The following is a 24,993-nucleotide window of genomic DNA, read 5'->3' on the forward strand; positions in this document are numbered from 1 at the left end:
GACCATAGGCCAGTATTCATGGGGCACCGATGGCCGTGCGTGATCGGTAGAGAAATACCCGTAGGGGTTAAACTTCGTCGAAACACTACCTGTAGTGGCTTGTAGACCCACCAGACCCTAGATATAGTGTCCTCCGTCCGGCCAACAACGCCGGCGCAACGCCCGACCAGGGCGCTGCCACCCAACAAGAATTGCCATACCGAGAGGAAGCGAATGCAAACAGCCCTGAACACCCCATCGACCCCGCGCGCCGTTCCCTCCACGCCGCAGCAGCAGCGCGACACCGCGGGCTCCACCACCGCCCAGAACCTCGCTAACTACCAGATCATTCGCCGCAACGGCGCCGTGGTTCCCTTCGAGCCCAACAAGATCGCCATCGCGATGATGAAAGCCTTCCTGGCGGTGCACGGCACCCAGGGCGCGGCTTCGGCCAGCGTGCGCGAAACGGTCGACACCCTCACGCAAGGCGTGATTCGCGCGATGGTCCGCTCGCGTCCGGGCGGCGGCACCTTCCACATCGAAGACGTGCAAGACCAGGTCGAACTCGGCCTGATGCGTGGCGGCCACCATGAAATCGCGCGTGCCTACGTGCTGTACCGCGAACGCCGCACGCAAGAGCGCTCCAAGCAGGGCGCGCAGGAAGCGCCAGCCACGCCGCTGCTCCACGTGCTGGACGGCGGCGAACGCATCGCGCTCGACCTGAACGAACTCAAGGGCCTGATCGAATCGGCCTGCGAAGGCCTGGGCGACGGCATCACCGCCGCACCCATCGTCGCCGAGACGATGCGCAACCTGTATGACGGCGTGCCGCTCGACGAGGTCTACAAGGCCTCGATCCTGGCAGCGCGCACGCTGATCGAGAAGGACCCCGACTACACCTTCGCGACTGCCCGCCTGCTGCTGCACACGATCTTCAAGGAGATCATCGGCCGCGAAGTCATGCCCGCCGAGCGCGCCCAGACCTACGCCGACTACTTCCCGCAGTTCATCAAGAAGGGCGTCGAGAACGAGTTGCTCGACGAGAAGCTGTTGCAGTACGACCTGCCCCGCCTGGGCGCTGCGCTCAAGGCCGAGCGCGACAACCAGTTCGACTACCTCGGCCTGCAGACGCTGTACGACCGCTACTTCCTGCACGTGCGCAAGTCGCGCATCGAGCTGCCGCAGGCTTTCTTCATGCGCGTGGCCATGGGCCTCTCGCTCGGCGAAATCGACCGCGAAGCGCGCGCCATCGAGTTCTACGAAGTGCTGTCGTCCTTCGATTTCATGTCGAGCACGCCCACGCTGTTCAACGCCGGCACGCTGCGCTCGCAGCTGTCCAGCTGCTACCTGACCACCGTGCCCGACGACCTCGACGGCATCTACGAGTCGATCAAGGAAAACGCGCTGCTGTCGAAGTTCGCCGGCGGCCTGGGCAACGACTGGACCCGCGTGCGCGCGCTCGGCAGCCACATCAAGGGCACGAACGGCGAATCGCAGGGCGTGGTGCCGTTCCTCAAGGTGGTGAACGACACGGCCGTGGCGGTGAACCAGGGCGGCAAGCGCAAGGGCGCCGTCTGCACGTACCTCGAAACCTGGCACCTCGACATCGAGGAGTTCCTGGAGCTGCGCAAGAACACCGGCGACGACCGCCGCCGCACGCACGACATGAACACGGCCAACTGGATCCCCGACCTGTTCATGCGCCGCGTGATGGAAAAGGGCACCTGGACCCTGTTCTCGCCCTCGAACGTGCCTGACCTGCACGACCTGTTCGGCGCCGACTTCGAGAAGGCCTACGTGGCCTACGAAGAAAAGGCCGCGCGCGGCGAGATCAAGCCCGCTCGCACCATCCAGGCGTCGGACCTCTGGCGCAAGATGCTCACGATGCTGTTCGAGACCGGCCATCCCTGGATCACCTTCAAGGACGCCTGCAACGTGCGCTCGCCGCAGCAGCACGCCGGCGTGGTTCACTCGTCGAACCTGTGCACCGAGATCACGCTGAACACCAGCGACACCGAAACCGCCGTCTGCAACTTGGGTTCCGTGAACCTGCTGCAGCACTTGAAGGACGGCAAGGTCGACCACGACAAGCTCAAGAAGACCATCGCCACCGCGATGCGCATGCTCGACAACGTGATCGACATCAACTACTACGCCGTGAAGAAGGCGCGCGACTCGAACCTGCGCCACCGTCCGGTCGGCCTGGGCCTGATGGGCTTCCAGGACGCGCTGTACGAACTGCGCATTCCCTACGCCTCGCAAGAAGCCGTTCAGTTTGCCGATGAGTCGATGGAAGCCATCTGCTACCACGCCTACTGGGCATCGACCGAGCTGGCCAAGGAACGCGGCAAGTACTCGAGCTACAAGGGTTCGCTCTGGGACAAGGGCATCCTGCCGATCGACACGCTCGAACTGCTCGAGAAGGCCCGCGGCGGCTACGTGGAAGTGGACCGCTCGGCCACGCTGGACTGGGACGCGCTGCGCCAGAAGATCAAGGCCGACGGCATGCGCAATTCGAACTGCGTGGCCATCGCACCGACCGCGACCATCTCCAACATCATCGGCGTCGACGCCTCCATCGAGCCCTGCTTCGGCAACCTCTCGGTCAAGTCGAACCTGTCGGGCGAGTTCACCGTGATCAACCACTACCTGGTGCGCGACCTGAAGCGCCTGGGCCTGTGGGACGACGTCATGGTGATGGACCTGAAGCACTTCGACGGTTCGCTGCGCCCGATCGACCGCGTGCCGCAAGACGTGAAGGCGCTCTACGCCACCGCGTTCGAAGTCGAGACGACGTGGCTGGTCGAAGCCGCGGCGCGCCGCCAGAAGTGGATCGACCAGGCGCAGTCGCTCAACATCTACATGGCCGGCGCATCGGGCAAGAAGCTCGACGACACCTACAAGCTCGCATGGCTGCGCGGCTTGAAGACCACCTACTACCTGCGCACGCAGAGTGCGACGCACGCCGAAAAGTCGACCGTGCAATCGGGCCGCCTCAACGCAGTGTCGTCGGGCAGCGATGCATCGTCGGGCATGAGTGCGCTCGAGGCTGCAGCGGCCGCAGCGAAGGCACAGATGAGTGCGATGCCTGCGACCGACATCGCGTTCTGCGGCGTCGACGATCCGACTTGCGAAGCATGCCAATGACGCGTGAGTGAAGTCAGAGAGGTGCATGCACGACGCGCGAACTCTCAGTCGATCACGGCATCGACTGACATCGCGCGATGCATGAGAGCAACATAACAACCACATAAATGGAGCGCGACGTGAACGAGCACTTTGCAACTCACATCGTTGCTCCGATAATTGAGCATTGGATTTTTCTATGTTGACCTGGGACGAAGAAGTCAAGCCCTCCTTGCCAAAGGATATGCAACAAGGATTGCAGCAACACCACGCATCGACCAGCGGCATCACCGCAGGCCGATCGGTGGACGCTCCGACTTCGTCGATTGCACAGCAGCCCACAGCAGCCCCCGTCGCCGCACAGCGCGTCAAGGCTTCCGACAAGCGCATCATCAACGGTCAGACCGACGTCAACCAGCTGGTGCCGTTCAAGTACAAGTGGGCCTGGGAAAAATATCTCGCCACTTGCGCCAACCACTGGATGCCGCAAGAAGTGAACATGACGCGCGACATCGCGTTGTGGAAAGACCCGAACGGCCTGACCGAAGACGAGCGCCGCATCGTCAAGCGCAACCTCGGCTTCTTCGTGACCGCCGATTCGCTGGCCGCCAACAACATCGTGCTGGGCACCTATCGCCACATCACGGCGCCTGAATGCCGCCAGTTCCTGCTGCGCCAGGCTTTCGAAGAAGCGATCCACACGCACGCGTACCAGTACATCGTCGAGTCGCTCGGCCTGGACGAGAGCGAGATCTTCAACGCATACAACGAAGTGCCGTCGATCCGCGAGAAGGACCAGTTCCTGATTCCGTTCATCGACGCCATCAGCGACCCGCTCTTCAAGACCGGCACGCACGAAACCGACCAGACGCTGCTCAAGTCGCTGATCGTGTTCGCCTGCCTGATGGAGGGCCTCTTCTTCTACGTCGGCTTCACGCAGATCCTTGCGCTCGGCCGCCAGAACAAGATGACCGGCGCCGCCGAGCAGTACCAGTACATCCTGCGCGACGAGTCGATGCACTGCAATTTCGGCATCGACCTGATCAACCAGCTCAAGCTCGAGAACCCCGGCCTCTGGACCCCAGAGTTCAAGGCGGAAATCAAGGCCCTCTTCATGAAGGCCGTCGAGCTCGAATACAAATACGCCGAAGACACCATGCCCCGTGGTGTGCTCGGCATGAACGCCTCCATGTTCAAGGGCTACCTGCGCTACATCGCCAATCGGCGGGCACAGCAGATCGGCCTCGAAACGCTCTTCCCGAACGAGGAAAACCCGTTCCCATGGATGAGCGAAATGATTGACCTGAAAAAAGAGCGCAACTTCTTCGAGACCCGCGTGATCGAGTACCAATCGGGCGGCGCGCTCTCCTGGGATTGAATCTTTCCGACAAGAATTAATGAATTCAAGAATTGCCCTTGCCACCGATCGCGCCGAAGAGCGCGGCATGGATGAGGGCTCAGGTGTTCATGGTGCTGGAGCACAGATTCCAACGCCATGAATCGCTTTGCGCTACCAACGTGCGCGGAGTGCTTCAATAGGTTGATTTTTTCAACTTGATCAAGGAGAAATAGAAATGGCAACTGCAAAGAAAGCGCCGGCTAAGAAAGCCGCTGCAAAGAAGGCTCCGGCAAAGAAGGTCGCGGCCGCTAAGAAGGCTCCCGCCAAGAAGGTAGCTGCGAAGAAGGCTCCGGCCAAGAAGGTCGCAGCCAAGAAGGTAGCCGCCAAGAAGGCGCCTGCGAAGAAGGTAGCCGCCAAGAAGGCAGCTCCGGCAAAGAAGGCCGCTGCCAAGAAGGCGCCGGCGAAGAAGGCCGCAGCGAAGAAGGCTCCTGCCAAGAAGGCGGCGGCGAAGAAGGCTCCGGCGAAGAAGGCCGCTGCCAAGAAGGCCCCTGCGAAGAAGGCTGCCGCCAAGAAGGCTCCTGCCAAAAAGGCTGCGGCCAAGAAAGCCGCGAAAAAGCCCGCTGCCAAGCCTGCCGCTGCCAAGAAGCCTGCTGCAAAGAAGGCTGCCAAGGCAGCCCCTGCCGCAGCGCCTGCTCCTGCTGCGCAAACGACGCTGAACCCGCAGGCAGCTTGGCCGTTTCCGACGGCCAGCAAGCCCTGAGTCTCTCAGCGGCCTTGACGGCAAAAAGCCCGGCACCTCACGGTGTCGGGCTTTTTTTATGGCCGCCTGAACCAGCGGCTCAGAGGCCGAGCGCCTGCCTGTCGATCTGGTAGTTTTGCGGCCCGCGCTGCGCGATCTTGAGCGCGCCAATGCGGTTGCCCAATGCCGCGCACTGCGCGAGCGGCCATTCCTTTTCCAGGCCGAACAGCAGCGCGCCGCGCCAGGCATCGCCGCAACCGGTGGGCTCGACCACTGCGGTGGGCGTCACGCCCGGCACATGCTCGCGTTCGCCGTTGGTCCAGACCTCGCAGCCCTCCGCCGCCAGCGTGACCACCAGGCCGCGCACTCGCTTCGAGATCTCGGCCAGGCTCCAGCCGGTGCGCTGCGAGAGCATCTTTCCTTCGTAGTCGTTCACGACGACCCAGCTTGCCAGTTCGACGAAATGCTTGAGCGCATCGCCGTCGAACATCGGCAGGCCCTGGCCCGGATCGAACACGAACGGAATGCCAGCGGCCGCAAACTGTTCCGCGTGCTGCAGCATCGCTTCGCGGCCGTCGGGCGCGATGATGCCGACGCGGATGTCTTCGCGGGCGACGATCTTCGTGAGGTGCGCCTGCTGCATCGCGCCGGGGTGGAACGCCGTGATCTGGTTGTTGTCGACGTCGTTCATGATCATTGCCTGCGCCGTGAAGGTGTCGTCGAGCTGGCGCACGAACTCGGTGCTGATTCCCAGCGCGCGCATGCGCTCCAGGTAGTCCGCGCCATCGCTGCCGAGCGTTGCCATCGGCAGCGCCGTGCCGCCCAGCGCGTTCAGGCTGTAGGCAATGTTGCCGGCGCAGCCGCCAAAGTCACGCCGAAGCCCCGGCACCAGGAACGACACATTGAGGATATGCAGCTGGTCCGGAAGAATCTGGTCGGCGAACCGGCCCTCGAAAGTCATGATGGTGTCGAACGCGAGAGAACCGCAAATCACTGCTGCCATGGGTGGACCGTAGGTTGGGAATGGATAAGAGGCCGAACGTGAGTTCGACCTAGGGATAGAACGCTTCGACGCGATAGCCGGCAATGGGCGGCAGCGTCGCGGCCTCGGTTGCTGACAAGGTCAGCGGCAATGACGCGGCCTGGTCGGCGCGCGCCGGAAGCACCGCGGGCGCGCCATAGTCCGTGGCCGTCAACACGCGGCGCACGACGGCGCGCTCCTGCGTGTCGAGCAGCGAAAGCTCGACCGCCGGCATGGCCAGGGGAACAGTAGCGCCGTTGCGAAGGGTGAAGCTGAGCCGGTAGTCGTTGTTGCCGGTCTTCTCGCGCGCGAAGGCCGCGCCCTCGATGACGATGTCCCCGATCTGGCGAAGCGCCGTGAGCTCGCAGCCGGTAAACCCGCACAGCGCGGCAAGGGCCGGGCGCAGGTTCGGCTGGCGGGCCACGATGCCATCGCGCTCGTGGCGCAATACCTGAACGATCAGCAGCAGGACGGCAAGCGCCGCAAAAATCCAGAGCCAGCGCCGCACCGCGCCGCGCTGCCAGAATCCCGCGGCATCGGAGATCGGCTTCTCGCCATCGAAAAGAGGAAGCCGCTCGGAATCGTCGGCGTCGTCGCGAACCGAGGGGAGCGGCAGGAGACTTGGATCGGCCTCGCTCGCCTCGCGCACAACCAACGCCGATGCCTTGGCGGCGCTGCGCTCGTCCCGCGCCTTGGCGCCCGCGATCTTGGCAGACTTGATTCGCGCCCGGCGCAGCGCCTTCTGCATCTGCACCTGGTCGCGGTCCAGCGCCGGCTCGTGCTTCTCGTTCTCGTCGCTGGCCGAGGCCACCAGCTCGCGGGCCTTGAGGCGCAGGGCCGGCAAGGGAGGCGCCGGCGGCGGCGGGGGCGAAGGCGGAGCCGCAAGATTCAGGTCGATGTTCGGAAAGGGCGGCAGCGAACTCGGCGGCGGCCGCCACTCGGGCTCGTTGGCCTCGAAGTCGGACCACAGCTCGTCCGCGACGATGCCGTGTGACGGCAGGACCGTAGCGGACGTGGATACGGAAGCAGATGCCGGAAGTGATTCGGGCTCGGGCACAGGCGCGGTCGACAGGGCCTCGATCTCCTCGCGGGCCGGCTCGGGGGCGGAAGCTTCGGGTGTCTCTCGTTGCTCGGGCTCGTCGTCGAAGAAGTCCGCGTCATCGGCTGCCTGCCGGGACTCCTCTGCAGGTGGCTCGGCTTTGGCGAGGGGCGCTGCCGTAGCCGTAGCCGCGGCGGCCGACGATGACACCTTGCCGGTCGTGGGACTGGAGTCGGGTGCCTCGTGCAGATCGAGCGTGGCGTCGAACACGTGGCTGCAACGACCGCAACGCACCCAGCCATCCGAGATGCGGAGCTGGTCGCGAACCACCTTGAAGGTGGTGGTGCAGGCGGGGCAGCGCGTGACAAGGCTCATGACCGGGCGATTGTAGGGTTGGGCCCTCGCCGCGCCAGGGGAATCAGAGCGACACGAAAGGCCTGCTGCGTCCTCAGCAGCGCGCCGTCATGAGGATCCAGCCGTCCTCGCTGTCGCTGACCTCGAGCGTGGCATACGGCGCATAGGCCTGCTTCAGCTCGTCGGCCTGGCGCTCGAGGATGCCGGCCAGGACCAGCGACCCACCGGGCGCCACGTGGCTGCACAAAAGCGGCGCAAGCACCTTGAGCGGCGTGGCCAGGATGTTGGCCAGCACCGTTTCGTAGCGGCCCTTGGCTGCTTCGGGCAGGCCTGCGTTCAGGCGCACGCCGTTGGCTTCGGCGTTGAGACGAGTCGACGAAACGGCCGCTTCGTCGATGTCGACCGCATCGACGTCGGGCGCGCCGAACTTCGCCGCGCCAATCGCAAGGATGCCGGAGCCGCAGCCGTAGTCGAGCACACGCTGGCCGGCGAACGCGCCCTGCTTCGCGATCCAGCGCAGGCACATGCGCGTGGTGGGGTGCGTGCCGGTACCGAAGGCGAGCCCCGGGTCCAGGCGGATCACCTGCTTCGCCTGTTCGGGCGGCTCGTGCCACGTGGGGACGATCCAGAACTCGGGCGTTATTTCGACCGGCGCAAACTGCGACTGCGTGAGCCGCACCCAGTCTTGCTCGGGAACCGGCGCCACGCCGAGCACTTCGCAGCCGTCAAAGAAGTCCTGCAGCGCGAGCACCGACGCGGCCTCGTTGGCAAGCGCTTCGTCGGCAAACAGCGCGATCACGCGCGAACGCTGCCAGCCTTCCTTGGGCGGCGGCATGCCGGGCTCGCCGAACAACGCCTGCTCGGCATCTGTCTGCGCATCGGCGTCTTCGACCGACACGCTCAGCGCATCGAGTGCGTCGAGCGCATCGCCGAGCATTTCGACCCGGTCTTCCGGCGCCATGAGGCGTAGTTCAAACATGCCGTGGTGCCGTTCAGCGCTTATGCGCGGCCAGCCACTCTTCGAGATAGTGGATATTGGTGCCGCCGCTCATGAACTTGGCGTCAACCATCAGTTCGCGGTGCAGCGGAATATTGGTCTGAATGCCTTCGATGACGGTTTCATTGAGCGCCGTGCGCATGCGCGCCATGGCCTGCTCACGCGTGTCGCCGTAGACAATGATCTTGCCGATCATCGAGTCGTAATTCGGCGGCACGAAGTAGTTGGTGTACGCATGCGAATCGACGCGCACGCCAGGGCCGCCCGGCGGGTGCCACATGGTGATGCGGCCCGGCGACGGGGTGAACTTCCAGGCGTCTTCGGCGTTGATTCGGCACTCGATGGCGTGGCCGCGCATCTCGATCTGGCGCTGCGTGAACGGCAGCTTCTCGCCCGCCGCCACCATGATCTGCGTCTTTACGATGTCGATGCCGGTGGTGAACTCGGTCACCGGGTGCTCCACCTGCACGCGCGTGTTCATTTCGATGAAATAGAACTCGCCGTTTTCGTAGAGGAACTCGAAGGTGCCGGCGCCGCGGTAGCCGATTTTCTTGCAGGCCGCGGCGCAGCGCTCGCCGATCTTCTCGATCAGTTTGCGCGGAATGCCGGGCGCCGGCGATTCCTCGATGACCTTCTGGTGACGCCGCTGCATGGAGCAGTCGCGCTCGCCCAGGTAGACCGCATTCTTGTGCTTGTCGGCCAGGATCTGGATCTCGACGTGGCGGGGGTTCTGGAGAAACTTCTCCATGTACACGGCCGGATTGTTGAACGCAGCGCCGGCCTCCGCCTTGGTCATCTGGATCGCGTTGATCAGCGCTGCTTCGGTGTGCACCACACGCATGCCGCGGCCACCGCCGCCGCCCGCCGCCTTGATGATGACCGGGTAGCCGATCGCGCGGGCAATGCGCTTGTTGGTGGCGGCATCGTCGGAGAGTTCGCCTTCCGAGCCGGGCACGCAAGGCACGCCGGCCTTGATCATCGCCTGCTTGGCCGAGACCTTGTCGCCCATCGTGCGGATGTTGTCCGGCGTGGGGCCGATGAACTGGAAACCGCTCTGCTCCACCCGCTCGGCGAAGTTGGCGTTCTCGCTCAGGAAACCATAGCCGGGATGAATCGCCTCGGCGTCGGTCACTTCGGCCGCCGAGATGATCGCCGGCATATTGAGATAGCTGAGCGACGACGGCGCCGGGCCGATGCAAACGGCCTCTTGCGCGAGCTTGACGTACTTCGCGTCGCGGTCGGCTTCCGAATAGACCATCACGGCCTTGATGCCGAGCTCACTGCAAGCGCGCTGGATCCGGAGGGCGATTTCCCCCCGGTTTGCAACCAGGATCTTCTTGAACATGGTCACTCGATGATGAACAGCGGCTGGCCGTATTCGACCGCCTGGCCGTTTTCGCCGAGGATCTGGGTGATCGTGCCGGACTTGTCAGCTTCGATTTCGTTGAGGATCTTCATCGCTTCGATGATGCAGATGGTGTCGCCCTCGTTCACTTTGCTGCCGATCTCGACAAAAGCGGGCGCGCCCGGGCTGGACGAGCGATAGAAAGTACCCACCATGGGGGACTTGACGGCGTGCCCTGCGGGCGCAGCCTCGGGTGCCGGTGCGCTGGCAATTGCGGGAACTGCCGGGGCACCGGCGGCGGGTGCTGCTGCAGCCGGTGCGGCGACGGTCTGCACATATTGCACGGGGGCAGCGCCGCCGCCCTTGACAATGCGAACCTTGCCTTCGGTTTCGGTAATTTCCAGTTCGGAAATATTGGATTCAGACACCAAATCGATCAGTGTCTTGAGTTTGCGCAGATCCATGAGGCTCCAGTGCCGACTTTGCCGGTCATTAGGATGTAACTGGGCTAAAAATCGGTGATCTTTAGCGATTGGCGGCGAATGCCGAGGTGTATCTGATTCTAACCGTGAACCAGTTCACGCCGCCAAGTGTCCAGATCAGCGGATTCAAGCTTGCCCATTTTACGTGCCGCCACAGTCCCGCTGCCGTTCAAAACCAGCGTAAAGGGGAGCCCGCCCGCGGTATTTCCCAGACTTTTCACCAGTTCAGTTCCTTGCAGGCCAGCCAATCCGGTCGGGTAACTGACGGGCGTTTTCTGCAGGAATTTGCGAACGGCGCTGGGCTGGTCGATGGCCAAACCGATCACTTGCCACCCGTTGCCGCCATTTTCGCGAAAGAAGCGGTCGATCATCGGCATTTCCTCCACGCAGGGAGGGCACCAGGTCGCCCAGAAATTCAGCAGCAGCGGCTTGCCGCGCAGATCGGCAAACACCAGTTCGCCACCTTCGGGACGTTCGAAGCGCTGGGCCCAGAAGGCCGCATCCAGCGCTTCCCCCTTGCTGCTGCTGCCGCGCTCACGCCACCATGCACCGCCCAGGCCCGCCGCGGCGGCCGCGACTGCCACGCCGCCGTAAAGAAGGCGGCGCCGAGTGGGCGAAGAAATCATTCACTTGTCCTTTTCTTTTTCAATCAGCCGTCGCAACGCTGCCAGGTCGCCGCGCGGCACGCGGCCCTGGGCGTCGGGCCGGAGCGCTCCGCGCAAGTCGTCGAGGTCGTACACCAGAAGATGCACTCCGATCTCTTCGCCGAGTGCTCGGCTAGCGGCGTGCACGCTGAGGGCTTCGACCTGCTCGCCATGAAAGCCGGTAACCATCCGCGGCTCGTAGTCCACGTGATGGTCGATCAGGGCAATCTCGGCCGACTTGGAATCATCGCAGAACAACTGAATATAAATGTCTGACAACCGGGTGGCGGTACCGTGCCAGACGGCGCCTCCGATGTGCGGTCGGAACGCAGCCATGCGCTCCATCCACTCCAGCGCCAACAGCCTCAAGGCATGCAGTTCCTGCGGCTGTGTGTCGGCGCAATAGAGCGCGATGTAGTCGCGGACCTCGGCTTCCACCTCGTCGTTGTTGGGCAGCGAAGTGCGCGACGACAGCCCCAGGTCGCGCAGCGCCCTGCGCTTGGCCGGGCCATACTCCAGCCCCTCTTCAACCACGAGGCGGGCTGCTGCAGCGGCAATCTCACGCTTGGACGTGTCCATCGACACATTTTGCCCGCAGATGGCGTGCTTCACACGACCATTGGTACAAAGCACAGGCCTCAGCCCGAGGCGGCGCAGGCCGCCTCCCTAGAATCGCCGGATGCACATTCATATTCTTGGCATCTGCGGCACGTTCATGGGCGGATTGGCCGCCCTGGCGCGCGAAGCAGGCCACCGGGTCACCGGCTGCGACGCCGGCGTGTACCCGCCCATGAGCGACCAGCTTCGCTCGCTCGGCATCGACCTGATCGAAGGCTTCGCAGCCGACCAGCTCGCACTTTCGCCTGACATGTTCGTGGTTGGCAACGTGGTGTCGAGGGCGCGGCTTCCCGACGGCACGCCCAAGTTTCCGCTGATGGAAGCCATCCTCGATGCCGGCAAGCCATACACCAGCGGTCCGCAGTGGCTGGCCGAGCACGTGCTGCTGGGCCGCCACGTCATGGCGGTGGCCGGAACCCACGGCAAGACGACCACCACCTCGATGCTGGCCTGGGTGCTCGAACAGGGCGGCAAGGCGCCGGGTTTCCTCGTGGGCGGCGTTCCGCTCGACTTCGGCGTCTCGGCGCGGCTTGGCGGCGGGCAGGCCTTCGTCATCGAGGCGGACGAATACGACACCGCTTTCTTCGACAAGCGCAGCAAGTTCGTCCACTACCGCCCGCGCACCGCGATTCTCAACAACCTCGAGTTCGACCACGCAGACATCTTCGACGACCTTGCCGCCATCGAACGCCAGTTTCACCATTTGGTGCGTACAGTGCCGGGCACCGGCCGGCTGGTGGTGAACGCCACCGAAGAAAGCCTGCAGCGCGTACTGGCCCAGGGCTGCTGGAGCGAGCTCGCGCGCTTTGGCGCGGGCGGCGAATGGCAGGCCGCCGGTTCGCACGATGCGTTCGACGTGCGTCGCCGGGGCGAAACGGTCGGACGGGTCGAATGGGAACTCTCAGGCCTGCACAACCAGATGAACGCGCTGGCCGCCATCGCGGCCGCCGAGCATGTGGGCGTGGCGCCGGCCGACGCGGCCCGAGCGCTCGGCACCTTCAGGAACGTGCGCCGCCGGATGGAACTGCGCGGCACCATCGAACGCAGCGGCGGCGCAATCACCGTCTATGACGATTTCGCCCATCACCCGACCGCTATCCGCACCACGCTGGACGGCCTGCGCAAGAAGCTCGATGCCGGCGGCAAACAGGACGAACGCATCCTGGCCGCCTTCGAGCCGCGCAGCAACACGATGAAGCTGGGTGTCATGGCCGCGCAGCTGCCGTGGAGCCTGGAGTCGGCCGACCGGTCGTTCTGCCACACGGCCGGGCTCGACTGGGACGCCGCCGCGGCCCTGGCGCCGATGGGTGACCGCGCTCAGGTGGCCGGTGCCATCGAGCCGCTGGTCGCGCAGATCGTCGCTGCGGCCCGGCCCGGCGACCACATCGTCTGCATGAGCAACGGAGGCTTCGGCGGCGTGCACGACAAATTGCTTGCGGCACTTCGCAGCGCGCCGGCATCATGACCGCCATGCGCGCGCGGGAACTGATCGAGAGCCTGAAGCTGCAGCCCCACCCCGAGGGTGGCTGGTACAGCGAGGTGTTCCGTTCCGCGGCGACCGTGGTCCCCACCGACGGCCGCGCGCCGCGCAGCGCGCTCACCAGCATCTACTTTCTGCTCGAAGCGGGGCAGCATTCGCGCTGGCACCGGGTGCTGTCGGACGAAGTCTGGGTGCACCTGGAAGGCGTACCGCTGGCGCTGTGGACCTGCGATGCCGCGCTGCGCACCGCGCCGGCCCACGTGCGGCTGGGCCCGCTCGATGCGCACGGCACGCGGCCGCAGCACGTGGTGTCGGCCGGCCAATGGCAGGCTGCCCGCCCGATCCAGGGCCATACCAGCGGCGACTACACGCTGGTCGCCTGCATGGTCGGGCCGGGCTTCGACTTTGCCGACTTTTCGCTGGTGCCGCCCGACAGCGATGAAGCCACCGCCATGCGGCACCACTGGCCCGAGCTGGCCGGGATGCTTTGACCCCGTTTAACCCCTGCGCTGCTTGATGGCCTGCGACAGGGTGTCGAGCACCTGCACTGAATCATCCCAGCCGATGCATGCATCGGTGATGCTCTTGCCGTATTCGAGGCCCGAGAGCTGGTCCTTGCCCGGCGAGAACTTCTGGGCGCCGGCCTGCAGATGGCTTTCGACCATCACGCCGAAGACGCGGTTCGAGCCCCCGGCGATCTGGTTGGCGATGTCCTTCGCTACGTCGATCTGCTTCTGGTGCTGCTTGGAGCTGTTCGCATGGCTGCAATCGACCATCAGCGTGGGCGGCAGCTTGGCGGCTTCGAGATCCTTGCAGGCAGCTTCGACACTCGCGGCGTCGTAGTTCGGCGCCTTGCCGCCGCGCAGGATCACGTGGCAGTCACGGTTGCCGTTGGTCTGCACGATCGCGACCTGGCCGTTCTTGTGCACCGACAGGAAGTGGTGCCCGCGTGCCGCCGCCTGGATGGCGTCGGTCGCGATGCGAATGTTGCCATCGGTGCCGTTCTTGAAGCCGATCGGGGCCGAGAGGCCAGAGGCCAGCTCGCGGTGCACCTGGCTTTCGGTGGTGCGCGCGCCGATGGCGCCCCAGGCGATCAGGTCGCCGATGTATTGCGGCGAGATCACGTCGAGAAACTCGCTGCCCGCCGGCAGGCCCAGGCGGTTGATGTCAATCAACAGCTGGCGCGCGATGCGCAGGCCCTCGTCGATGCGAAAGCTCTCGTCGAGGTACGGGTCGTTGATGAGGCCCTTCCAGCCGACCGTGGTGCGTGGCTTCTCGAAATACACGCGCATCACGATCTCGAGCGTGCCGGCGTATTTTTCGCGCTCGACCTTCAGGCGGCGGGCATATTCGAGCGCCGCGGCCGGGTCGTGGATCGAGCAGGGTCCCATGACCACCAGCAACCGGTCGTCCTTGCCGGCCATGATGTTGTGGATGCTGCGACGGGTGCCTTCGATCAGCGTTTCGACCGGCGTGCCGCGAATCGGGAAGAAGCGGATCAGGTGTTCAGGAGGGGGCAGCACGTTGATGTCCTTGATGCGTTCGTCGTCGGTCTTGCTGGTTTTTTCGACGCTCGCATACCAGCTGTCGCTGGTCGGGGCAGTGTTCGTGCTCATGGTGTTTTCCTTGTGGGTGTGAAGATCGTCAGGGCATAAAAAAACCGCCGGGGCTGGAGGCGCCGGCGGTTTTGGGAGGGTGTTCGTTTGCTTTACGCGCTCGCCTCTCGTCCGCCGGAAACCGGGAACCAAAAGAAGGCAAAAAAATAAGCGCGGAGGGCGGACATGTGGGCGAAATGTAGCATGGAAAACAGGAAGCCCGGCAAAAGCCAGGGCTTCCGAAGGTCAGCGGTAGCCGGATTCGTTGGGGTTGTGGATGATCCAGATCAGGTTGCCGCCCGAGTAGTCGCCCATGCCGCCACCCGCGAAAACCAGCCGGCCCTGGCCCTTGTAGGTCATCTCGTAGCGGTGGCGGTCGCCTCCGAAATAGAACGGGATGAAGGCCTTGCCCGTGACGTAGGCGCCCTGGCCGGTCGGCTGGCCGGCAATGTCGGTGACCTGCCTGGCGCTCATGCCGATCTGCAGCCGATTGAACCTGCTGTTGCGCGTCGGGTTGCCGGTGATCTCGCCTTCGTAGCCGTTCAGGCCTTTGATGGTGCGGCCGCTGCCGGCTTCGACCTTGGAAGAATCGATCACGTTGCCCTGGGCATCCATGCCAGCCTTCGCGCCGCCACGGGCTGGTGCCGCCGGTGCGGCGGCAGGCGCAGGCGCGGCCGCGGATGGAGTGGCGGCCGAACCGCCGCGCGATGCGCAGCCGGCGGTTGCCAGCAATGCCGCGGCAACGGTCGCAGCCCACAGGGCCGCAGACGAATTGATCCTGATCCTCATCGAATGCTCCTCTTTGTAAAAATTTGAGGAGCGGAGCTTAGCAAGCTCTCAGGCCGTGCCGCCTACGGTCAAACCATCGATGCGCAAGGTGGGCTGGCCCACCCCGACCGGCACGCTCTGGCCTTCCTTGCCGCAGGTGCCCACGCCGGAATCGAGTGCCATGTCGTTGCCGATCATCGTCACGCGGGTGAGCGCGTCCGGGCCATTGCCCACGATGGTCGCGCCCTTCACCGGGTACTGGATCTTTCCGTTCTCGACCCAGTAGGCTTCGCTTGCGGAGAACACGAACTTGCCGCTCGTGATGTCGACCTGCCCGCCGCCGAAGTTGGTGGCGTAGAGGCCCTTCTTGATGCTCGCGACGATTTCCTTCGGGTCCTTATCGCCGCCCAGCATGTAGGTGTTGGTCATGCGCGGCATCGGCACGTGCGCGTAGCTCTCGCGGCGGCCGTTGCCCGTGGGCTTGACCTTCATGAGGCGCGCGTTGAGCGAATCCTGGATGTAGCCCTTGAGAATGCCGTCCTCGATGAGCACGTTGCGCTGGCTCGCATTGCCTTCGTCGTCGACATTGAGCGAACCGCGGCGGTCGGCAATGGTGCCGTCGTCGAGCACGGTCACGCCCTTGGCCGCCACGCGCTGGCCGATGCGGCCCGAGAACGCGCTCGAGCCCTTGCGGTTGAAGTCGCCCTCCAGGCCGTGGCCGATGGCCTCGTGCAGCAGGATGCCGGGCCAGCCGGAACCGAGGACCACCGTCATTTCGCCGGCCGGGGCCGGACGGGCATCGAGGTTGGTCAGCGCGGCCTTCACGGCATGGTCGACGTATTCGGCGATCTGCTCGTCGGTGAAGTAGGCCAGCCCGAAACGCCCGCCGCCGCCGCCCGAACCGACTTCGCGCCGGCCGTTCTGCTCGGCGATCACGGTGACCGACAGGCGCACCAGCGGCCGCACGTCGGCCGCCAGGGTGCCGTCGGCGCGCGCCACCAGCACCACGTCGTACTCGCTCGCGAGGCCCGCCATGACCTGCGCCACGCGCGGATCGCGCGAACGGGCGAGCTTCTCGACCTTTTCGAGCAGCTTGACCTTGGCCGTGCTGTCGAGCGTGGAAATGGGGTCGATGCCGCTGTAGAGCGACCGGCTCGACGCGATCTTGCGCGTGGCCGTCTTCACCCGGCCGGTGCGGCCCGCCGAAGAAATGGAGCGCACGGTGCGCGCGGCATCGAGCAGCGACGCCTCGGAAATGTCGTCCGAATAGGCGAAAGCCGTTTTTTCGCCGCTGACCGCACGCACGCCGACGCCCTGGTCGATGCTGAAGCTGCCGGTCTTGACGATGCCCTCTTCGAGGCTCCAGCCTTCGCTGCGCGTGTACTGGAAGTACAGGTCGGCGTCGTCCACCTTGTGCGCGGTGATCTCGGCCAGGGCCTTGCCCAGGTGCGATTCGTCGAGGCCGAATGGCGTGAGAAGAAGCTGTTGCGCCGTGGCAAGGCGCTCGATGGTGGGTTCGCGAGAGATCATGAAGGGGATTATTGCTCGCCCCCACGCTTTGCGTACTGCGCTAGTTCTGGGCGAGCTTGCGGGCCCTGGCGACGGACATCAGGATGCCCAGGCCCAGGCCTAGCGTGACCATGGCGGTGCCGCCGTAGCTGATGAACGGCAGCGGCACGCCCACCACGGGCAGGATGCCACTCACCATGCCCATGTTCACAAAGGCATAGGTGAAGAAAATCATCGTCACCGCCCCGGCCAGGAGCCGCGAGAACAAAGTGGTGGCGTTGGCTGCGATGGCCAGCCCGCGGAAGATCAGCAGGATGAAGGCTGCAATCAGCGTGAGGTTGCCCACCAGGCCGAACTCCTCGGAATAAGCCGCAAAGATGAAGTCGGTGGTGCGCTCGGGAATGAATTCGAGGTGCGTCTGCGTGCCCTGCATGAAGCCCTTGCCACCCACGCCGCCCGAGCCGATGGCGATCATCCCCTGGATGATGTGGAAGCCCTTGCCCAGCGGGTCCTTGCTCGGGTCGAGCAGCGTGCAGACGCGCTGCTTCTGGTAGTCGTGCAGCACGCGCCAATCAACGCCGTCGGCGCACAGCTGCGACTCGAAGCCGACGATCAGCGTTACGGCAATGGCGCCGATCACCACTGGTGGAACGATCAGCTTCCACGACAAGCCGGCAAAAAAGATGACCGCCATGCCGGCCGCGAGCACCAGGAGCGAGGTGCCCAGGTCCGGCTGTTTCATGATGAGCCCCACCGGCACTGCGAGCAGCACCGTGGCCACCACGAAGTCGAGCGGCCGCAACTGGCCTTCCCGCCGCTGGAACCACCAGGCCAGCATCAGCGGCATCGCGATCTTGAGGATTTCGCTGGGCTGAATCACCACGCCGATGTTGATCCAGCGCGTGGCGCCTTTCTTGGTGATGCCGAAGAGCGCCACCGCCACCAGCAGCGCGACCCCCGTGGCATAGAGCGGCACCGCGAAGATCATCAGCCGCTGCGGCGGCACCTGGGCCACCACGAACATGATGAAGCCGGCCAGCAGCATGTTGCGGCCATGGTCGGAAAAACGCGAGCCATGGTCATAGCCCGACGAATACATGGTGAGCAGTCCGGCGAAGGCCAGCAACAGCACGGCAAAGGCCAGAAAGCCGTCGAAGCCCTGGAAGATGGGCGCGATGCGGCGCGCCAGGGAGGGCTGATTGAACACGGCGGACATGGGGGCGGATTATCCGCGCCCCGCGGAGCGTTTCAGCCGAAATCAAGCTGAACGACCGTGCGCCCCAGTCGGCTTTCAAGCGCGAGCTGTGCGCCGACCGTGGCGGCGCGCTCCGAAAGCGCCCTAGGGACGCGCGATGCGTCGAAGCCCTGCCCGTCATCGATCACGCGCAGTTGCACGGCGCCGTTCACGTTTTCGGCCTCGATCCGGAGCGTTTTCGCCTGAGCGTGCTGCAACACATTGGAAATGGCCTCGAACAGCAGGAACTGCAACTGCCGCATGCCCTGCGCGTCGAGCCGCTCCACCGTGGGCACCTCGTCCACCGCCCATTCGAACGCAATGCCAGCGGCCGCCAGCCGCGGCTCCAGCCTGTAACGCAAGGCCGCCAGCAGGGCGCCGACGTCGCCCGGCGGCAGATGGATGGAATCGATCGACAGCTTGAGCTTGTCGAGCGAGTCGCGCAGCGTGCGCAGCAGTTCGTCGGAACTCGCCTGGCCCGATTGCAGCTGGCGGATGGCCGAGCTGATGTGCGAACCCACGCCGTCGTGCATGTCGCGCAGGATGCGCTCGCGCTCATGGGTGCGCGCCTGGTCGCGCGCCACCTGCTCCAGCGCGGCGAAGGTAGACGCGAGTTCGCGCTCGCGCTGTGCCACGCGCTCGGCCAGGGTCGTGACCCATCCGCGCGCCTCGATGCTCGCGGCACGGAAGCGCCGCAGCACGATCAAGAGCAGCGCAATGCCGAAGAACACCGACGAATACCGCACCCAGGTGGTTTCGCCGTAGGCGTCGCTCAAGCGGATCACGAGCCAGTCGCGTGTGCCGAAGCCCAGAGTCACCAGCGCGGCGGCGGCCACCAGCAGGCGGCCGAGGGTCGGGCGCTTGAAGGTTGCTACCGCGAAGGCGCCGACGAACAGCGCAACGAACACGATTTCCAGCGCGAGCCACCCGGTGAGCCAATAGGGCTGCTCCCAGTGCAGCGCCATCGCACTCGAGGCGAAGGTACCGGCCACCACGGTTGCCATCGGCCAGCGCAGCCAGCGCATGCGCGGATTGCCGTTCCAGCCGGCCAGGTGATAGCAGAACATCATGGCGGAGGCGGCCCAGCCGGCATAGCAAGTGGCCATGAACACGCCCCAGGGCCCCCAGGAAAGAGGCGGCTCGGCGATCACGCTGTCGGCCACCCGCAAGGCCCAGCAGAATTCGGCCAATGCGGCCCAGAAATAGATGCCGTCGCGCCGCCGCCGTCCATTGGCATCGGGATCGACTTGCGTGAGCCACAGGGCCAACGCGATGCCGCCGACGATGAGGCTGAAGGCCGTCAGCAGCACCGATCCCGTGAAGCGCCAGGCATAAGCGCTCTCGAAAAGCTCGGTTCGCACCGGCATCGCAGGTCCGATGGTCACGCGCGACAACCCTGCGCGGCGGGCGCTGTCGGCGCGGATGCGGATCTGAAGGCGGTTGTCGCCCGCCTTCAGCAGGTGCCCCGGCACCGGCACATAGGTGGGCGCCTTCGCGTAGTCGGCGCCGTTGCCGCGCGCCAGGTCACCATAGGCCTGCAGCAAGGCGTCGTTGAGCCGCACCTCGAGAACGTTGCCGGCGCGGGGAATGAAGATGCCCCAGGGTGTCGACGGCTCCCCTGCCAGGGTGAAGGGCAGCTCGAAGTCCGCCAGGCCGGGGCGTCCGGCGTGCCGTCGATCCCAGTGGTACGACAGCTCGACTGGCGCCTGGTGCGTGACGGCGTCGATGGTGGTGGTGACGGTGCCGCGCCACAGTTCGATCGGGTTTTCCGCCGGCGCAGCCGCCGCGGCCATCGCGACCAGCGCGAGCCACATGGCCAATAGCGCCCGCGCCGGGCCTGCGAACATGCGCCCGGCCACGCCGTTCAGCCCGGGTGAGACAGCAGGCCGAGGCGCGTGGCCTCGAACACGGCTTCGCTCTTGGAGTGCACCGCCAGCTTGCCGTAGAGATTCTTGATGTGCGTCTGCACCGTGTGAACGCTCAGCCCCTTGAGCCGGGCAATTTCCGCATAGGAGAAGCCGCGCGCAATCAGCGTGAGCACCTCGTGCTCGCGAGCCGAGAGCAGGCTCGGCGCCGCGCTGTCGGCGGCCGCCTCGGTGGCCGCCTCGATGGCCGCCACGGCGGTGGGCGCACCCGCGAGCTGCAGGCTGCGGTATTTGGCGAGCACCCGGCGCGCGATCATGGGCGAGATGGGCGATGCGCCGGCCTTCATCTCGACGATTGTTTGTGCAATGTCCTCGGGCGCTGCGTCCTTGTGGATATAGCCCACGGCCCCGGCCTCGATGCTGGAGAGCACGTTTTCCTCATCGCCGAAGACGGAGATCACCAGCGGCTCGCAGCCGGGAAAACGAGCCACGGCCTCGCGGATCACGTCCAGCCCGCTGCCGTCGGGCATGCCGAGATCGACCAGCAGCACGTCGGGAATGGTGGCGGTCTGGGCCAGCCAGGTCAGCGCCTCCTGCACCGTGCCTGCGCTTCCAAGCCAGAACAGATGCGGGCTGCGCTGCACGCTGGCCTCGAAGAAGGCGCGCGCACGGCTGTCGTCTTCGACGACGAGCACGCCCCAACGGCGTGTCGTTCCCGCATCCAGAGCCTCTGTGTTCATTGGCGTGAGCATAAGCTTAGGGGCACGCTCAAAAAGCCCCGAAACCTCCCGTTTTCATGGGATGCCCCCGCCCACTGCGGGCCGCGAAACTGCGGCTGGCTCGCCACGCATGCGGCTTGGCCCAGAAATTGATGCAGGCGCAAGTTAATACTTTCGATTTCTGGAGGTCAGGTTGCTAGCAAATTCAGCAGCGAAAATTTCGGCGATCCGGAGATCACAGTGGTACACCGTCACCTTCCCGCAAGCAGCCCGCATTCCGGAGCCCTGGGCTCCGGAGGGCATTTTGCGCGTACGGACCTCATGCAAAATTACCCGGCTCCTTCAATGACGGAGTTGGGTCGATTGCACCACCTTCAGTCTCTACCACGCATGGACCAGCAAACCACTCATCTGTTGTACCTGCACGGATTCCGCTCCTCGCCGCGTTCGACCAAGGCGCGGCTCATGGCGCAGCGCGTGGCACGGGAGCATCCCAACCTGCAGTGGTGGTGCCCGCAGCTGCCTCCTTCTCCGCGCGAAGCCATCGACATGATCATGAAGGGCATTGCAGATTGGCCGCGCAAGTCGATGGCGGTGGTGGGCTCCTCGCTGGGCGGCTTCTATGCCACCTACGTGGCGGGCATGACGCGATGCCGCACCGTGCTGCTGAATCCGGCGGTACATCCGGCGCGCGACCTCGCCCTCTACATCGGCGACCAGACCACGTGGCAAGACCCGGCCGAGCATTTCTATTTCCGCCCCGAGTACATCCAGGAGCTGCGCACCATGGAAGTCGGCGCACTCACGCGACCCGAGCGCGTGCTGGCCATCATCGCCAAGGGCGACGAAGCGCTCGACTGGCATGAAACCTCGGCGCGCTACCCCGACAGCAACATCAAGCTGCTCGAGGGCGGTGACCATGCGTTGTCGGATTTCGAGGAAAACCACCTCGACGACGTGATGGCGTTCATCAATCCCATCTGACGCCCCTGCGAGACGCCGCGTAAGCGGCCAGGCCTGGGGGTGTCCAAGTCTGGGACAATCCGGGCATGTTTGTATTGTTTGAAGAAGCCGGCAAGTACCTCGGCGGCCGCGTGCTGTCGGAGGCCGAAGCATCGGCGCAGGTCGAGCTCGACACCGGCAAGCGCGTCAAGGTCAAAGGCGCCAACATCGTCCTGCGTTTCGAGAAGCCGGCGCCAGCCGAGTTGATCGTCGAAGCGCGCGCTCTCGCCGCCGCGATGGACCTCGACCTGGCCTGGGAATTTGCGCCGGAGGGGGAGTTCGGCTTCGGCGATCTTGCATCCGACTATTTCAGCGACAAGCCCACGCTCGCGCAGCAGGCGGCCGCACTGTTCGCGCTTTTCGAGGCGCCGCACTACTTTCGCCGCGCGGGCAAGGGGCGCTTCAAGAAGGCTCCCGCCGAGATCCTGCAGCAGGCGCTGGCCGCCATCGAGAAGAAAAAGGTCATCCAGGCGCAGATCGTCGAATGGGCCGGTCAGCTGGCCGAGGGCGTGTGCCCGCCGCCAATCCGCGAACAGCTCTACAAGATCTTGTTCAAGCCGGACAAGAACGCGCCCGAATACAAGGCGGTGGTCGATGCCGCGCGCGCCACGCAGCGCCCGCCGCTCGATTTGCTGGAGCGCGCCGGCGCCATCGATTCGCCCTACCAGTTCCACTGGCGGCGGTTCCTGTTCGAGAACTTCCCCAAGGGCACCGGGTTTCCGGCGCTCGCAGCTCCGGCCGTCGTGGACGATCTGCCGCTTGCCGCGGGTGTCGAGGCATTCTCGATCGACGATTCGCAAACGACTGAAATCGACGACGCGCTGTCGGTGCAAGGCCTGGGCAGCGGCACCGTCACTGTGGGCATCCACATCGCGGCGCCCGGCCTGGCGCTGACGCCGGGCAGCCCTATCGACCAGGTGGCGCGCAATCGCATGTCCACGGTCTACATGCCGGGCTACAAGATCACGATGCTGCCCGACGAGGTCGTCAACGCCTACACACTGCTCGAAGGCGGGGACCGGCCCGCGGTGTCGCTCTATGTGCGCTTCGACGAAGCCACGCTGGAGCTGCAATCGAGCGAGACGAAGCTCGAGCGCGTGCCCATCGTGGCCAACCTGCGGCACGACCAGCTGGACAGCGTCGTCACGCAGCCCTGGCTCGAAGACGCCTCGTTCACGAGTGAGAACACGCCCGAAGCCGCCGCGAAGCTGCGCGCCCCGCTCTCTTTCCTGTTCCGCCTCGCGAAGCAGCTCAAGGCCCAGCGCGAAGTGGTGCGCGGCAAGCCCGAAAATTTCAACCGGCCCGACTACAACTTCCGCCTCGTCGGCAACGAAGGCGAGCCGAACGGCAGCGAGCAGGTGCAGATCACCACGCGCCAGCGCGGCGCGCCGCTCGACTTGATCGTGTCCGAAGCAATGATCCTGGCCAACAGCAGCTGGGGCGGCTGGCTCGGCGAGCTCGGCGTGCCCGGGCTTTACCGCAGCCAGGCCAGCCTGGCGCCCGGCATCAAGGTGCGCATGGGCACGCGGGCCCTGCCGCACGCGGGCCTTGGCGTGAAGAGCTATGCCTGGAGCACCTCGCCGCTGCGCCGCTACACCGATCTCGTGAACCAGTGGCAGATCATTGCGGCCGCGCGCCACGGCAAGACTGCCGCGCTGGCCGCGCCCTTCAAGCCGAAGGACGCCGACCTGTTCTCGATCCTCTCGGGCTTCGACGCCGCGTACGCGACCTACAACGCCTACCAGGGCGGCATGGAACGCTTCTGGACGCTCAAGTACCTGCAGCAGCAAGGCATTACCGAGCTCGAGGCCACCGTCATCAAGGACATCCAGAACGGCGCGCTGGTGCGTGCCGACACGCTGCCGCTGGTGTTTCCGGTCGCGGGCCAGCAGGAGCGCGGCGCGCGCCTGCGCGTGAAGCTCGGCGAGATTGATGAAATTGCCCTCGACGTGCACGGCACGGTGCTCGAACGCCTCGATGCACCCAAGGCCGATACCGCCGCAGAGGAAGAAGAAGGCGGCGACGAAGAACTCGAAGAAGTTGCAGGCCCCATTGCCATTGCCGTCGACCTCAGCGACAGCGAGGCGGCACCCGAGAACACGCCGGCATGAGCCCCCGCCCGGCCGTTCCGAAGGGGGCGCGCACCGCAGTGCGCAGCACGGAGGTTACCCAATGAGCACCCGGCCGCCCGAAGTGCTTGGCACCGAAGCCCGCAGGGCGAAGGTCATCCAATGAGACCGCAGGAGCGCCGTCTATGAACTTCAAGGATCTGAGCACGCTGCAGATCGCGCTCGGTGCTTCGGTCATCGTGCATGCCGCGCTTCTTGCGGTGCGCTTTGTCGACCCTGAATCGTTCAACCGGGTCTTCAGCGAAACGCCGCTCGAGGTGATCCTGGTCAACAGCAAGACCCACGACAAGCCCGACGCCAAGACGCGCGTGGTGGCGCAGACCTCGCTCGCGGGCGGCGGCGACCTCGAACGAGGGCGCGCCACAAGCCCGCTGCCGCCGTCGAGCTTCACCGCCGTGGGCGATTCCGTCGAAGACGCGCGTCGCCAGGTCGAGGCCATGCAGGCCCAGCAGATGCAATTGCTCGCGCAACTCAAGCGCGACCTCGCCGCCATGCCCGCGCCAGACCCACGCGCCTCGGGTGATCCGAAGGAAGCCGTGGCGCGCGAAGAAAAGCGGCGCCAGATGGTGGAGCTGCTCGCAGAGATCGAACGGCGCGTGAACGAAGAAAACGCACGCCCCAAGAAGCGCTACCTGAGCCCCTCCACGCGCGAAGCGGCCTACGCCATCTACGTGGACTCGCTGCGCCGCCGCATCGAGCTGCGAGGCACCGAAAACTTCCCCACCGCGGCCGGCAAGAAGCTCTACGGCGAACTCAAGATGACGATCACCATCAACCACGACGGCAAGCTGCTCGACACCGCGGTGGATGAAAGCTCTGGCGACACCACCCTGGACCGTCGCGCCAAGGCCATCGTGCACAGCATCGGCAACTTCGGCAAGTTCACCGACGCGATGCGAAAAGAAACCGACCAGATCGTGCTGCAGTCGCGCTTCAAGTTCACACGCGACGAGACCATCGAACTCTCCTCCCAATAAGCGGCAGAAGCAACCGCGACAACAGCGAATCA

The 24,993-nt window shown here is 65.1% G+C and carries 21 protein-coding genes; 8 read left to right on the top strand and 13 right to left on the bottom strand.

The window, feature by feature from the left end; all coding sequences use genetic code 11:
- Nucleotides 1-213 precede the first annotated feature (213 nt).
- The 3 genes from J2X92_RS26300 to J2X92_RS26310 all read left to right on the top strand — a co-directional run bounded on the left by J2X92_RS26300 (nucleotide 214) and on the right by J2X92_RS26310 (nucleotide 5,204).
- The gene (locus J2X92_RS26300; protein ID WP_307580269.1) at nucleotides 214-3,126 is read left to right on the top strand and encodes a ribonucleoside-diphosphate reductase subunit alpha; all 2,913 of its coding nucleotides are present in this window, start codon (nucleotides 214-216) and stop codon (nucleotides 3,124-3,126) included.
- Between the two features lie 178 nt (nucleotides 3,127-3,304).
- Nucleotides 3,305-4,483 (top strand): ribonucleotide-diphosphate reductase subunit beta, encoded by a 1,179-nt coding sequence (locus J2X92_RS26305; RefSeq protein WP_055801759.1) that lies wholly within the window; start codon nucleotides 3,305-3,307, stop codon nucleotides 4,481-4,483.
- Nucleotides 4,484-4,679: 196 nt separating this feature from the next.
- Entirely contained in the window at nucleotides 4,680-5,204 is a 525-nt protein-coding gene (locus J2X92_RS26310) for a histone H1-like DNA-binding protein (RefSeq protein ID WP_307580272.1), read from the top strand.
- A 79-nt stretch (nucleotides 5,205-5,283) separates the two neighbouring features.
- On the opposite strand, the gene J2X92_RS26315 is transcribed toward J2X92_RS26310, so the two are convergent.
- The 7 genes from J2X92_RS26315 to J2X92_RS26345 all read right to left on the bottom strand — a co-directional run bounded on the left by J2X92_RS26315 (nucleotide 5,284) and on the right by J2X92_RS26345 (nucleotide 11,644).
- Nucleotides 5,284-6,186 (bottom strand): carbohydrate kinase family protein, encoded by a 903-nt coding sequence (locus J2X92_RS26315; RefSeq protein WP_307580273.1) that lies wholly within the window; start codon nucleotides 6,184-6,186, stop codon nucleotides 5,284-5,286.
- Nucleotides 6,187-6,235: 49 nt separating this feature from the next.
- Complete coding sequence (locus J2X92_RS26320; RefSeq protein WP_307580276.1) at nucleotides 6,236-7,618, bottom strand: zinc-ribbon and DUF3426 domain-containing protein; 1,383 nt, start codon at nucleotides 7,616-7,618, stop codon at nucleotides 6,236-6,238.
- Nucleotides 7,619-7,691: 73 nt separating this feature from the next.
- A complete protein-coding gene (gene prmA / locus J2X92_RS26325; protein WP_307580277.1) occupies nucleotides 7,692-8,576 on the bottom strand; it encodes a 50S ribosomal protein L11 methyltransferase in 885 nt (294 codons plus the stop codon).
- 13 nt (nucleotides 8,577-8,589) lie between these two features.
- The gene (gene accC, locus J2X92_RS26330) at nucleotides 8,590-9,939 is read right to left on the bottom strand and encodes an acetyl-CoA carboxylase biotin carboxylase subunit (RefSeq protein ID WP_055801743.1); all 1,350 of its coding nucleotides are present in this window, start codon (nucleotides 9,937-9,939) and stop codon (nucleotides 8,590-8,592) included.
- A 2-nt stretch (nucleotides 9,940-9,941) separates the two neighbouring features.
- Nucleotides 9,942-10,403, bottom strand: coding sequence for an acetyl-CoA carboxylase biotin carboxyl carrier protein (gene accB, locus J2X92_RS26335; protein WP_307580280.1), 462 nt, complete (start codon nucleotides 10,401-10,403; stop codon nucleotides 9,942-9,944).
- 98 nt (nucleotides 10,404-10,501) lie between these two features.
- The gene (locus J2X92_RS26340) at nucleotides 10,502-11,047 is read right to left on the bottom strand and encodes a TlpA family protein disulfide reductase (RefSeq protein WP_307580282.1); all 546 of its coding nucleotides are present in this window, start codon (nucleotides 11,045-11,047) and stop codon (nucleotides 10,502-10,504) included.
- Nucleotides 11,048-11,644, bottom strand: coding sequence for a hypothetical protein (locus J2X92_RS26345; protein ID WP_307580284.1), 597 nt, complete (start codon nucleotides 11,642-11,644; stop codon nucleotides 11,048-11,050).
- Nucleotides 11,645-11,744: 100 nt separating this feature from the next.
- Between J2X92_RS26345 and mpl the strand changes: the two genes are divergently transcribed.
- Together mpl and J2X92_RS26355 are read left to right on the top strand one after the other, a co-directional pair.
- A complete protein-coding gene (gene mpl / locus J2X92_RS26350) occupies nucleotides 11,745-13,148 on the top strand; it encodes a UDP-N-acetylmuramate:L-alanyl-gamma-D-glutamyl-meso-diaminopimelate ligase (protein ID WP_307580286.1) in 1,404 nt (467 codons plus the stop codon).
- Entirely contained in the window at nucleotides 13,145-13,654 is a 510-nt protein-coding gene (locus J2X92_RS26355) for a cupin domain-containing protein (RefSeq protein ID WP_307580288.1), read from the top strand. The genes mpl and J2X92_RS26355 overlap by 4 nt, the downstream gene beginning before the upstream one ends.
- A gap of 6 nt (nucleotides 13,655-13,660) precedes the next feature.
- Here J2X92_RS26355 and J2X92_RS26360 read toward each other — a convergent pair whose 3' ends face one another.
- From J2X92_RS26360 to J2X92_RS26385, 6 genes are all read right to left on the bottom strand, one after another.
- Complete coding sequence (locus J2X92_RS26360; RefSeq protein ID WP_307580290.1) at nucleotides 13,661-14,779, bottom strand: 3-deoxy-7-phosphoheptulonate synthase; 1,119 nt, start codon at nucleotides 14,777-14,779, stop codon at nucleotides 13,661-13,663.
- Between the two features lie 225 nt (nucleotides 14,780-15,004).
- A complete protein-coding gene (locus J2X92_RS26365) occupies nucleotides 15,005-15,547 on the bottom strand; it encodes a hypothetical protein (protein WP_307580292.1) in 543 nt (180 codons plus the stop codon).
- Nucleotides 15,548-15,595: 48 nt separating this feature from the next.
- A complete protein-coding gene (tldD, locus tag J2X92_RS26370; protein ID WP_055801721.1) occupies nucleotides 15,596-17,056 on the bottom strand; it encodes a metalloprotease TldD in 1,461 nt (486 codons plus the stop codon).
- 40 nt (nucleotides 17,057-17,096) lie between these two features.
- Nucleotides 17,097-18,251 (bottom strand): rod shape-determining protein RodA, encoded by a 1,155-nt coding sequence (gene rodA / locus J2X92_RS26375; protein ID WP_307580295.1) that lies wholly within the window; start codon nucleotides 18,249-18,251, stop codon nucleotides 17,097-17,099.
- Between the two features lie 32 nt (nucleotides 18,252-18,283).
- Nucleotides 18,284-20,116 (bottom strand): sensor histidine kinase, encoded by a 1,833-nt coding sequence (locus J2X92_RS26380; RefSeq protein ID WP_307580297.1) that lies wholly within the window; start codon nucleotides 20,114-20,116, stop codon nucleotides 18,284-18,286.
- A 17-nt stretch (nucleotides 20,117-20,133) separates the two neighbouring features.
- Nucleotides 20,134-20,886 carry a response regulator transcription factor gene (locus tag J2X92_RS26385; protein ID WP_307580299.1) on the bottom strand — a complete coding sequence of 251 codons (753 nt, stop codon included), beginning with the start codon at nucleotides 20,884-20,886 and terminating at the stop codon, nucleotides 20,134-20,136.
- Between the two features lie 357 nt (nucleotides 20,887-21,243).
- Here J2X92_RS26385 and J2X92_RS26390 point away from each other — a divergent pair, with 357 nt between their 5' ends.
- The 3 genes from J2X92_RS26390 to J2X92_RS26400 all read left to right on the top strand — a co-directional run bounded on the left by J2X92_RS26390 (nucleotide 21,244) and on the right by J2X92_RS26400 (nucleotide 24,961).
- Complete coding sequence (locus J2X92_RS26390; protein ID WP_307580301.1) at nucleotides 21,244-21,837, top strand: YqiA/YcfP family alpha/beta fold hydrolase; 594 nt, start codon at nucleotides 21,244-21,246, stop codon at nucleotides 21,835-21,837.
- A gap of 65 nt (nucleotides 21,838-21,902) precedes the next feature.
- The gene (locus J2X92_RS26395) at nucleotides 21,903-23,966 is read left to right on the top strand and encodes a ribonuclease catalytic domain-containing protein (protein ID WP_307580303.1); all 2,064 of its coding nucleotides are present in this window, start codon (nucleotides 21,903-21,905) and stop codon (nucleotides 23,964-23,966) included.
- 143 nt (nucleotides 23,967-24,109) lie between these two features.
- Nucleotides 24,110-24,961, top strand: coding sequence for an energy transducer TonB (locus tag J2X92_RS26400; RefSeq protein WP_307580305.1), 852 nt, complete (start codon nucleotides 24,110-24,112; stop codon nucleotides 24,959-24,961).
- Nucleotides 24,962-24,993 lie beyond the last annotated feature (32 nt).

Source organism: Variovorax paradoxus (assembly GCF_030811855.1).
Classification (GTDB): Bacteria; Pseudomonadota; Gammaproteobacteria; order Burkholderiales; family Burkholderiaceae_C; genus Variovorax; species Variovorax paradoxus_L.